This window comes from Nitrospirillum amazonense, assembly GCF_007828045.1.
Lineage (GTDB): Bacteria > Pseudomonadota > Alphaproteobacteria > Azospirillales > Azospirillaceae > Nitrospirillum > Nitrospirillum amazonense_C.
In genome coordinates this window covers 1-11,805 of record NZ_VITN01000049.1, presented here as the reverse complement: position 1 = coordinate 11,805, position 11,805 = coordinate 1, and the positions used below count along the sequence as shown (strand labels likewise).

The window sequence follows — 11,805 nt, the reverse complement described above, 5'->3', positions numbered from 1 at the left end:
GCGATGGTGCCGCTGTTGACCAGCAGGCCCACCGACGCGGTGGGCCCGGTGTAGAGCGCCCTGGACGCCTGGATCAGGCCGCTGTTGTTCAGCGTGCCGATGATGCCGATGTTGTAAAGGGCCGAGGCGCCGGCATTGGTGCCCCGGATGGTGCCGCTGTTGCTGAGCGTGCCGATGAAGCCCAGGGGCCCGCCGCTGGTGTTGTTGGACAGCGCCACCCAGGCGCCCTGGATCAGGCCGCTGTTGCTGAGGGTGGCAATGCTGCCCGAGTTCTTAAAGGCATAGCTGCCGTCGATGCTGCCGTTGTTGCTCAACGTGCCGATGGTGGCGCTGGCGGCGTTGGTGAAGGCCGTCGGCCCGGTGATGCGGCCGCCGTCGTTGGACAGCAGGCCGATGGCGCCCAGGTTGGCGATGGCCGCGCCACCGCCAGTACCGGTCAGCGTGCCGCTGTTGGCCAGGCTGCCCAGGCTGCCGCCGGCCGCGACGTACAGGGCGAACTGGCCGCTGATGTCGCCGGTGATGCCCAGGCTGCCCAGGCTACCGCCGACATAGTCGTTGGCAATGGTCAGCAGCAGATTGTTGCCGCCATCCACCAACAGGCCGGCCGCCAGGCCGGTGGCCACGCCGCCCAGATTGGCGGCGCTGTAGTCGGACCCGCCACCGCCGGCCACCAGGGTGTTGCTGGTCACGGTGTAGTTGCCCGTCACGGACAGGCCGGCCTGGACCATACCGGCGATGGTGGCGGCGTCGCTGACCACCAGCCCGCCGCTGCCCGGGGTCAGCGACAGGGTGCCGCTGGCGCCCTGGGTGTAAGCGCCGGTGATGCTGACGATGCTGGTCAGCGTCAGCGAGGACCCGGTGTTGGTGACGGTCTGGCCGGTGGCGATGATGCTGTCGTTCAGCAGCAGGTTGCCGCCGGTGAAGATCACGCCGGCCCCGGCGGTCAGGGTGCCCTGGTTAGTCAGGGTGCTGCCCGTCAGGGTGCCGATGGTGCCGCCCGTGCCCCCGGTGATGGTCAGCGCCGAGGTCGCGTCGTATTCGATATTGCCGGCGATGGTGCCGCTGTTGACCAGCAGGCCCACCGACGCGGTGGGCCCGGTGTAGAGCGCCCTGGACGCCTGGATCAGGCCGCTGTTGTTCAGCGTGCCGATGATGCCGATGTTGTAAAGGGCCGAGGCGCCGGCATTGGTGCCCCGGATGGTGCCGCTGTTGCTGAGCGTGCCGATGAAGCCCAGGGGCCCGCCGCTGGTGTTGTTGGACAGCGCCACCCAGGCGCCCTGGATCAGGCCGTTGTTGCTGAGGGTGGCAATGCTGCCCGAGTTCTTAAAGGCATAGCTGCCGTCGATGCTGCCGTTGTTGCTCAACGTGCCGATGGTGGCGCTGGCGGCGTTGGTGAAGGCCGTCGGCCCGGTGATGCGGCCGCCATCGTTGGACAGCAGGCCGATGGCGCCCAGGTTGGCGATGGCCGCGCCACCGCCGGTGCCGGTCAGCGTGCCGCTGTTGGCCAGGCTGCCCAGGCTGCCGCCGGCCGCGACGTACAGGGCGAACTGGCCGCTGATGTCGCCGGTGATGCCCAGGCTGCCCAAGCTACCGCCGACATAGTCGTTGGCGATGGTCAGCAGCAGATTGTTGCCGCCATCCACCAACAGGCCGGCCGCCAGGCCGGTGGCCACGCCGCCCAGATTGGCGGCGCTGTAGTCCGACCCGCCGCCGCCGGCCACCAGGGTGTTGCTGGCCACGGTGTAGTTGCCCGTCACGGACAGGCCGGCCAGGACCATGCCGCCTACCGTGGCGGCGTCGCTCACCACCAGCCCGCCGCTGCCCAGGGTCAGCGACAGGGTGCCGGCGGCGCCCTGGGTGTAAGCGCCGGTGATGCTGACGATGCTGGTCAGCGTCAGCGAGGACCCGGTGTTGGTGACGGTCTGGCCGGTGGCGACGATACTGTCGTTCAGCACCAGGTTGCCGCCGGTGAAGACCACGTTGGCGTTGCTGATGAGCGCACCCTGGTTACCGGCCTGCCCGGTCAGGGTGCCGATGGTCGCCCCGGTACCGCCGCCGATGTTGAGGGCGCGGCCACTACGGTTGTTCACGGTGCCTTGGATCAGGCCGCTATCCACCAACGTGCCCAACACCCCATCGACAAGCAGGGCGCTGGCGATGCCGCTGATGGTGCCGCTGTTGACCAGCGTCTGGATGGTGCCACCAATGGCCACGGCCCGCGTGGTGCCGGTGATGGTGCCGCTGTTGAGCAGGGTGCCGGTGGTCCCCTGCCCATAGTAGCCGATGCTACCGCCGCTGAGGACGCCGCTATTGCTGACCTGGCCGATGGTGCCGAGGTTCGACACCGCCACGGAACCGCCATGGATGGAACCAGCGTTGCTGAGCGTACCCAGCGAGCCCGAGACATAGACACCGACGGCGGAGGTTGAGCGCACGCCGCTGCTGGTGATCGTGCCGGTGGTCTGGTTGACCAGCGTGCCCAAGGTGCCCCCCGCGGCGACCGTGACACCGATGGTGCCGCCGCCGATGGTGCCGCTGTTGTCGAGGGTGCCGATGGTGCCGCCGCTGAAGACGAAAACACCGACCGTGCCGCTGGTGATGGTGCCGCTGTTGGTGATTTGGGCCATCGTGCCGACGTTGAAGATGCCGGCGGTGACGCCGGTGATCAAGCCGGTGTTGGTGATCTGGCCGATGGAGGCGCTGCTGCCGGAATTGCCGACGCCGCTGCCGTTGTCGCCGCGGATGGTGCCGCCAAGGTTGATGATGGCGGCGATGGTGGTTGAGTTCCGGACACCACTGGTCGAGCCATAGACAAGACCGGTGTTGAGCAGGGTGCCCAGGGTACCGCCGGTCACATAGATGCCGTTGATGGAACCGAACAGCGTGCCCGTGTTGCTGACCGTGCCCATCGAGCCACTCGTAAGGGCGATGGCCGAGACGTTGCTGTGGATGGTGCCGCCGGTGTTGAGGATGGCGCCGATGGTGCCGGCGTTGGCGATACCGGCCGCCGCCGTGCCGTCAATCAGACCGGTATTGACCAGCGTGCCGATGACGGCGCCGCTGAGCAGGCGCACGCCCCGGGACGACCCGGACAAGGTGCCCGTGTTGCTGACCGTGCCCACTGACCCAGTGGCGGCAAGGTAGACGGCGGTGCCGACGCCGCTGATGGTGCCGGTGTGGCTGATCGTGCCCAGGCTGGCGCCGACATAGTCGTTCAGCGCCACGGCCACCAAGTTGTCGCCACTGGCACCCAGGGTTCCCGTCAGGCCGGTCAGCACAACGCTGTTGGAGGCCAGGGTGTAGCTGGAACCGGCCCCTCCCGCGATCACCGTGCTGGCGGCCGCGCCGGTGAGGTAGTTGCCGGTGCTGGACAGGGTGGTGTTGGCACTACCCATCACGGTGGCGGCGCCACTGACGGTCAGTTCGGCGCCCGCTCTAACGGAAAGGGTGCCGGTGGACTGGGTGTAGGCGCCGGTGATGCCGATGACGCTGGTCAGCGTCAGATTACCGCCGGCGTTGACGACCGTGGCGGCGGTGATGCTGTCGTTCAGCCACACGTTGCCATTTAGGGTCAGGTTGGCGGCGCCGGTGCTGATGCGCCCCTGGACGCCGGTGGCCGTGCCGCTCAAGGTGCCGTTACTAATGGTCAGATCAGCGCCGCTGCTGTCGATGATGTCGCCGGCGATAAGCTTGGTGTTGACTATGCTGGTCAGGACACCGGCGATGCTGATCGCCGTGGCGCCCTGGATCGTGCCACTGTTGGACAACTTACCGATTGTACCCAGTACATAGAGGCCGGCACCGCCGGTGGTAGCTGACAGCATGCCGCTGTTGGACAAGGCGCCGATGCTGCCGGTGCTGGCGACATAGACGGGATAGCTCTGCCCGGTGATGGTCCGGTTGCTCGTCAGGTTGGAAACCGTGCCGCCGAAATAGTCGTTGAGCGCGGCGATGGTCAGGATGGTGGAGTTGAGCGAACCAATGGTGCCGAGGGACAGGCCGGTGACGGTGTTCACAACGGGTGTAAGGCCGCTGAAACTTCCCGTACTGATGCTCACCAGCGTATAGGAAGTGTTGGAGGTCGAACCGACGATGTAATTGCCGGTGGCCAGCGGGGCGACAGTTATGGTGCCCCCGACCGTGGACGTGCCGCCGGCGCTGCTGACGTTCAGGCGTGTCACCCCGGGATTCAGGGTCAGCGTGCCGCCGGCACTCTGGGAGAAGGTGCCGCTGACCAGGATGGTGTTGCCCAATGTCAACGACGCGCCACTGTTCACCACGGTATGGCCGGTGGCGGTGATGCTGTCGTTCAGCAGCAGGTTGCCCGAAGAGAACGTCAGGTTGGCCAGGGTGCTGACGATGGTGCCCATGCCGGACTGCCCGGTCAGGGTGCCGATGGTGCCGGATGCGCCGCCGGCGATGGTCAGCGCGTTGGCGCTTTTGTTGAGAATGTTGCCGGCGATGAGGCCGCTGTTGGTCACAGGGCCCAGCGTGGCGCCGGACGCCACCAGCAGGGCGGTGGCGCCGGTCACGGTACCGCTGTTGTCGATGACACCGACCGTGCCGCCATTGATGGAAATACCGACCTGCGTCCCGACGATCTGGCCGCTGTTGGTGATCGTGCCGATGGTGCCTTGGCTGTAAATACCCCCGGTATTGCCGCTGATCAGCCCGCTGTTGGTGATCTGGCCGATAGAGGCGCTATTCTGGTTGTTCCCAATGCCGCTGCTGGCGCCGCTGGTGATCGTGCCGGTGTTGACGATGCTGGCGATGGTACCGCCGCTGTTGGCGATGCCGCCGGCGGCACCCGCCCCCGCGACGGCCACGATACGGCCCTGGTTGGTGATGGTGCCGACCTGGGCGCCGCTGTTCAGAAAGATGCCCCGGGTGTTCCCGGATAGCGTGCCGCTGTTGCTTAAGCTTCCCACCGATCCGGTGCCGGCCAGATAAATGGCGCTCTTCGCGCCGCTGATCGTGCTGCTGTTGCTGAGGCTGGCCAGCGTGCCGCCGACGTAGTCACTGTTGGCCATCAGCAACAAATTGTTGCCGTTCACGGTGCCGCTGGCCGCCAAGGAGCCGACCGCCAGCGTGACGCCGACGGCCACGCCGGCGTAGTCGGACGCGCCGCTGGCCTGCACCAGGGTGGACACCACGGTGCCGGCCAGATAGTTGCCGGTGCTGGACAGGCCGGCCAGGATGGTGCCGCCAATGATGCTGGCGGCGCCGGTGACGGACAGCGCGCCGGCCGTACCCAGCACCAGTTGGCCAGCCGTCTGGCTGTAGGTGCCGGTGACACCGACCACCGTGGTCAAGGTCAGGGCGGCGCCAGCGTTGCTGACGGTGTATCCGGTGGCGGTGATGTTGTCGTTCAGCAGCAAATTGCCCGATGCGAACACCAGGCCACCGCCGGTTAGGGTGATGGTGCCCGGGGTGGTCAGGGCATAACCGGTCAGCGTGCCCACCGTGGCACCCGACCCGCCGGATATCGTCAGCGTGTTGTGGCCGGTGTAAAGGATGTCGCCGGCGATGGTCCCGCTGTTCCCAATGGAATTGATGGTGCCGGGAATATTATTAAATGATGAATTCAGCAGCGCATAGCCGGCGCCCTCAATCAGGCCGGAATTGATGATGCTCCCAATAAAGCCGGCGTTGTGGATGGCGTTGCTGACCGTACTGCTGATCGTGCCGCTGTTGACGATCAAGCCAATGCTGCTGCTGGTGTTGTTATTGGAGAGGCCGCTGATACTACCGCTGTTGGTCAGCGTACTTATCAAGCCCTGGTTGAGCAGACCCGTATTCGCGATCAGGGTGCCGCTGTTGCTGAACGTACCGATCGTTGACGAGTTGTAAAACGCAGAACTGCCGCCACTCGAGGTTATGGTGACGCCAGACACGATGGAATAGGTGGTGACGATACTGGTGTTGCTTAGCCTGCTGCCGGACAACGTGATGGTGACGTCGCCCCCATGGGCGGGGCGGGGCGTGGCCAGGACTAAGCCGACCACCATCAGGGAAGAACCAGCCAGCAGCGCCTTCGCATAATGCCCGCGCGTCATTCTCAAATCCCCCAACCACGCCATGACTTGCGAAAGCACGGCGCGAAAGGGGCGTGGGCTGCGCTAACCCCGGGGCCTCTACCCCAAAGCTGACCGCCTTATCCCTCAACCCCAACCGTGCACCCGGATCGCAACGCCAATCCAGCGGACACACCTACCCGAAAGATGGTCCTTCCCATTGGTTGTGGGGGATGACCTGGAGACTGTCAATTTCACAATCATGCGGCGCGGCACTCTTTTGTTTTGGAATTTTTATTTCTTACTCTTGTTATTAAAGTTCCTGCGCCGCATCAAAGATTTCCGCCTTTTGTCTGAAAAACTCATATGTTCGTGGAATTGAGGATTGATCTTTGCAAAGTCTTGAAGTTTCCGACTTCGCACCGCTGGTGATTGCGGCCGAGCTCTCCGGTTCTACGACAGTATGTTCCCGCCCCCATGGGAGACTCCGGAGGGCGGCGCTCCCTGAAATATCTCCAAAGAGTATGTCGGCCGCGTTGAGCGCCCAAGGGCGCGGCGGCGCCACCGTCGCCCGTACCAAGTGCTTATTGGATAGCGTCGCCTCGCCGCCGGCGGGACAATGCGCGCTGTGACGCCGCCCATAGCGAATATGCGTTGCCGCTGCGATGGATGCGGGGATTTACCCCCGGCAGATTCATGACTAGAACTAGCCAGGCGCTGTGGGTAAACGGCGTTGGGGACTTTGAGGTTAAGGAAATGGCACAGAAACTCGCCTGGGGCCGTGCCTGGCATGGGCGCAGTTACGATCTCGGCCGCATGACCCTGGCGGATCTCTGGCGAGCGTATCTCACCTATCCGGCAATCCAGATCTACGGCCTGCTGGCCGTGGCCGCCGCGGCCTACACCATCGCCACGGCGCGGCAATGGCAGGGGCCGGCGCTGGCCGTCCTGGCGGTCTTCTTCGTCTATCCCATGGCCTGGTTCCTGATTCACCGCCACATCCTGCACGGCCGCTGGCTGTACCGGATGAAATGGTCGGCCAGCCTGTGGAAGCGCATCCATTTCGACCACCACCAGGATCCGCACCTGCTGGAGGTCCTGTTCGGCTCCCCCGCCAACACGCTGCCGACCATCGCCCTGGTGTCCATGCCGGTCGGCTATGTCATCGGCGGCTGGCCGGCCGCCGGCGCGGCGTTGGCGACCGGCCTGGCCACCACCTGCGTCTATGAATTCATCCACTGCATCCAGCACCTGAACTACAAGCCCAAGAGCCGCTTCATCCAGAAGCTGAAGCGCGATCACCTGATCCATCATTTCCATAATGAGGATACCAACCTGGGGATCGTCAGCTTCACGCCCGACCGGCTGTTCGGCACCTATTTCGCCTCGGCCCGCGACTGCCCGAAGAGCGCCACGGTCTTCAACCTCGGCTATGACCTTGACGAGGCCCGCCGTTATCCCTGGGTGATGGAGGTGACCGGCTCGCCGCCGCGTGACCGTCCGCCAACCGCGTTCGCAACTTCTGACACAGGTGGTGCGGCCTCGTGACCGCGATCGACATCGTCCCCGTGACGGGGCCCGCCCTTCTCGACCGTTTCATCCGCCTGCCCGAAAGGCTGCACAAGGACGATCCGCACTACATCGCGCCGCTGCATCTGGAGCGTAAAGAGGCGCTGACGGCCAAGAACCCCTTCTTCGGCCATGCCGACGTGCAGTTCTGGCTGGCCCGGAAGGACGGGCGGGACGTGGGCCGGATCAGCGCCCAGATCGACCACCACGCCCTGGAAATGCGGCCGGACGGAACCGGGCAGTTCGGCCTGATCGCCGCGGAGGATGATCCGGCGGTCATCAAGGCCCTGCTGGACGTGGCCGCCGACTGGCTGCGGGCCCGCAACATGACGCGCATGCAGGGCCCGCTGAACCTGAACATCAATGAGGAGATCGGGCTGCTGGTCGACGGCTTCGGCACGCCGCCCATGCTGCTCATGGGGCACGACAAGCCCTACCTGGGTCCCCGCCTGGAAGAGCAGGGCCTGCGCAAGGAAAAGGACGTCTACGCCTATCTTTACGACATCACCAAGGACCTGCCCGCCGGCGCCCGCCGCCTGATCGACCGGCCGCTGCCCAAGGGCATCACAGTGCGGCGCATGGATTTCAAGCGCTACGATGACGAGATCAAGGCCGTCACCTCCATCTTCAACGACGCCTGGCGGGACAATTGGGGCTTCGTCCCCCTGACGGAGGTGGAGACCGACTACCTGGCCAAGTCGCTGAAGCCCTTGCTGAACCCGCGCCTGGTGCGGTTCGTGGAGCAGGACGGCGAGGCGGTCGGCTTCATCGTCTGCCTGCCCAACCTGAACGAGGCCATCCGCGACCTGAACGGCAAGCTGCTGCCCCTGGGCTGGGCCAAGCTGCTCTGGCGGCTGAAGGTCGCCGGCCTCAAGACCGCGCGCGTGCCGCTGATGGGCATCCGCAAGTCGGCATCCCAGGGCATGATCGGCAGCCTGCTGCCCTTCCTGCTGATCGACGCCGTGCGCGCCGACGCGGCCGCCATGGGCTTCCAGCATATCGAGCTGTCGTGGATTCTGGAGAACAACCTGCCCATGCGCCGCATCAACGAAAGCCTGGGCGGCGTGGCCTACAAGACCTACCGCATCTATGAGAAGGCCCTCTGAAGCGGCTTACGGCAGCCAGCCGGCGGACCTGTACCAGCCGACGGTGTCGCGGAAACCCTGCGCCAGGCTTACGGCGGGCTGGTACACGCCCGCGGGCAGCAGTTCACCGGGCGTGACCGTCCAGTCGGGGTGCAGGATCTCCCGCGCCTTGCCCGCGGTGAATATGGGGGAGGTGCCGCGCACCCTTCCCCACCAGGATGAAGCCTGCCCGGCCGCCAGCAGCAGGCGGCCGGGCACCCGCAGGAACCGGGGCCGCGCGTCGCCGCGCATGGCCAGGGCGGCCTGCCGCATCATCTCGGCCATGGCATACCCGGCCGGCTCGGTGTCGGCCAGGGCGTAGGTGCCCCCATAGGGGACCCCGGCGCCGGCCGCGACCGCGCTCAAGGCCGCGGCCGCGTCGCTGACGTGGATCGCCGCCAGGCGCCCGTCGCTCACCAGCGGAATGAGCGGTCGCGACGCTGTCCTGAAGATCGCCAGCGTCTCCCGGTCCCAGGGGCCGTAGATCATGGGCGGGCGCAGGACAGCCAGTTGCCCCGGCGCATCCGCGTAAGCCTGACGCGCCGCCTCCTCCCCCGCCCGCTTGCTGGCCGCGTAGTCCGACAGTTGCGGTTCACGCGCGGCCAGGGAGGAAACAACGATGAGGCGGGCCTGGGGCGCCAGGCGGCGCAGCGTTGAGGCCACCCGGGCGGTGCCGTCCCGGTTGGTGGCCATGAAGGCGTTCCGGTCCGGCGCTTTGATCAGGCCGGCGGCGTGGATCAGCACCTGCGCCCCCGCGGCCAGCCGCGCCAGGGCGTCGGGGTCCTCCAGCCCGCCCTGGACGGTCTCGAAGGTGAGGCCAGCCCAGGAGGGGTGGTCCGGCGGCCGGCGGGCCAATATCCGCAACCGTGCGCCCGACCGCGCCAGGGTGGCCACCAGATGCAGCCCGAGGAAGCCCGTCGCGCCCGTGACAGCGACGATGGGCCGCCCGTTCATGCCAGGACGGGCTCCACCGGCGCGGAGACGCCCAGGATGGGCATGTCGCCCGCCTGGTACAGGGCCTTGGCCCGGCTGCGGCTGAGCTTGCCCGACGTGGTTTGCGGCAGGCTATGCGGCGGCACCAGGACGACGCGGACCAGCACACCGTAGCGGCTGCGGAAGACTTGGCTGATTTCGCCGGCCAAGGCGTCCCGCGCGGCCTGGTCCTGGCTGCGGCACTGCACCAGCGCCACCACATCTTCCTCGTCGCCGCTGTCGACGGAGAAGACCGCGACGTCGCCGCTGCGCAGGGCGGCGATTTCGGCCTCCGCCGTCCATTCCAGGTCCTGCGGCCACAGGTTGCGGCCGTTGACGATGATCAGATCCTTGGCCCGCCCGGTGAGGACGATCTGGTCGTCCAGCAGGTAGCCCAGGTCGCCGGTATCCAGCCAGCCGTTCCCGTCCAGGACCCGGGCGGTTTCCTCCGGCGCGTCGAAATAGCCGCTCATCAGGCTGGGACCGCGGACGAAGATGCGCCCGACGTGGCGCTGCGGCTGCGGCTGGCCGGCGCCGTCGCGCACCTCGATGGTGTGGTCGGGCAGGATGTGGCCGCAGAGCACGAAGGTGCGGCTGCGTTCGGCGCCGGGCGCGGCCGGCACGGCGCGGTGCTCCTTCTCCAGCAGGATGCTATCGACCACATCGTGGCGCACGCCCTGGCCCTTGGGCGTGAAGTTCAGGGCCAGCGTCGCCTCGGCCATGCCGTAGCTGGGCACGAAAGCGTGGGCGTCGAAGCCGTTGGCGGCGAAGCGCGCCGCGAAGTTGGCCAGCACGTGCGGGCGAATCATGTCGCCGCCGATACCGGCGCTGCGCCAGCTGGAAAGGTCGATCCCCTCGGTCGACAGCGTCTCCGCCCGGCGGGCGCACAACTCATACCCGAAGGACGGGCTGTAGGAGATGGTGCCGCGGTTGCGGCTGATGAGATCCAGCCACATCAGGGGACGACGGGCGAATTCCCGCGTCGGCAGCGTGTCCACCGACACCTGGCACGCCATGGGGATCAGCAGGAAGCCGACCAGGCCCATGTCATGGTAGAAGGGCAGCCAGGAGATGCAGCGGTCGCCGTCGTTGATGGCCAGGCCGGTGCGGCCCACATGGGCGGCGTTGCTGAGGAAGGCGCGCTGGGTCACGGCAACGCCCATGGGGAAGCGTGTGCTGCCCGATGAAAATTGCAGGTAGCTGATGCTGTCGGCAGACTGTGCCGGCAGGTCGCCCGCGAACGGCGCCACGTCGTCCAGCAGGGCCAAGGTGCCGGAAATCTTGAGGTCCAGGCCCTCCACCGACTGCGCCAGCCAATCGTTGAGCATGGCCGGCCCGAAGGCGGCGGTGGCGCCGCAGCTTTCCAGCATGCGCCGGATGTGGGCGATGTAGGTGTCCTTGCCGCCGAACGCCGAGGGCAGCGGCATGGGCGCCGGCACCAACCGGGCGTATTGGCACGCGAAGAAGGCGCGGACGAAATCACCATCGCTTTCCGCGATCAGGCCAACACGGTCGCCGGGTTCCAGGCCCATGCCCAACAGGCGGCGGGCCAGATCGATCGCCTGTTCCCGCAGGATGGCGTAGGGCAAGGCCTCGGCGAGGACACCCTTGCCGGAATAGAAATTGTAACCCGTGGGGCCCTGGGCGGCGTAATCCAGCGCGTCGGCCACGGACAGGAAATCCGCATGGCGAGTCGGGAGCCCGGGATGCTGGGAGGGCGTCGGAGACGTCATTTTTACGTGTGACCCTAACTCTCTATGGCTTTACGCCGAGGGATTTGAAAACAGGTATGCAAATTGATGACAGAAAGGCAAATGTGCCGTCGTTGAGGCTGATGCGCCGAACGCGGCGCTTGTGGCCGGCCCGGCGCCCCGGTAGATGGGCAAGTGGCTTTGCAGGTTCATGTCAATGCTGTTTCCGATCTATGTCATGCGCTATCGTGACCTGTGAATGCGAAGCTCCTTACCGCGGACACGACGGCACGGTCTGTGACCGAGACCCGGCGGGGCGCTGAAGATTTTTTTCAACTAGCAACTCACAGGTTACGTCATGCAGAGGGCCAAAATCCGTATTGCCATCGCGGGCATCGGAAACTGTGCGAGCGCGCTGATCCAGGGCATTCATTA

At 66.3% G+C, this 11,805-nt stretch carries 5 protein-coding genes; 2 read left to right on the top strand and 3 right to left on the bottom strand.

Annotation, left to right across the window (positions count from 1 at the left end):
- Positions 1–6,056: S-layer family protein (locus FBZ89_RS30230; protein WP_145754784.1), on the bottom strand; the 6,056-nt coding region annotated here is incomplete at its 3' end.
- 714 nt (positions 6,057–6,770) lie between these two features.
- Between FBZ89_RS30230 and FBZ89_RS30225 the strand changes: the two genes are divergently transcribed.
- Together FBZ89_RS30225 and FBZ89_RS30220 are read left to right on the top strand one after the other, a co-directional pair.
- Positions 6,771–7,562 carry a sterol desaturase family protein gene (locus FBZ89_RS30225; protein ID WP_246173084.1) on the top strand — a complete coding sequence of 264 codons (792 nt, stop codon included), beginning with the start codon at positions 6,771–6,773 and terminating at the stop codon, positions 7,560–7,562.
- Positions 7,559–8,689, top strand: a complete 1,131-nt coding sequence (locus tag FBZ89_RS30220; RefSeq protein ID WP_145754783.1) for a GNAT family N-acetyltransferase — start codon at positions 7,559–7,561, stop codon at positions 8,687–8,689. Before FBZ89_RS30225 ends, FBZ89_RS30220 begins: the two co-directional genes overlap by 4 nt.
- A gap of 6 nt (positions 8,690–8,695) precedes the next feature.
- Here the strand turns inward: FBZ89_RS30220 and FBZ89_RS30215 are convergent, their stop codons facing one another.
- The gene (locus FBZ89_RS30215; RefSeq protein WP_145754781.1) at positions 8,696–9,661 is read right to left on the bottom strand and encodes an NAD-dependent epimerase/dehydratase family protein; all 966 of its coding nucleotides are present in this window, start codon (positions 9,659–9,661) and stop codon (positions 8,696–8,698) included.
- Entirely contained in the window at positions 9,658–11,412 is a 1,755-nt protein-coding gene (locus tag FBZ89_RS30210; RefSeq protein WP_145754780.1) for a fatty acyl-AMP ligase, read from the bottom strand. The genes FBZ89_RS30215 and FBZ89_RS30210 overlap by 4 nt, the downstream gene beginning before the upstream one ends.
- Positions 11,413–11,805: the final 393 nt, after the last annotated feature.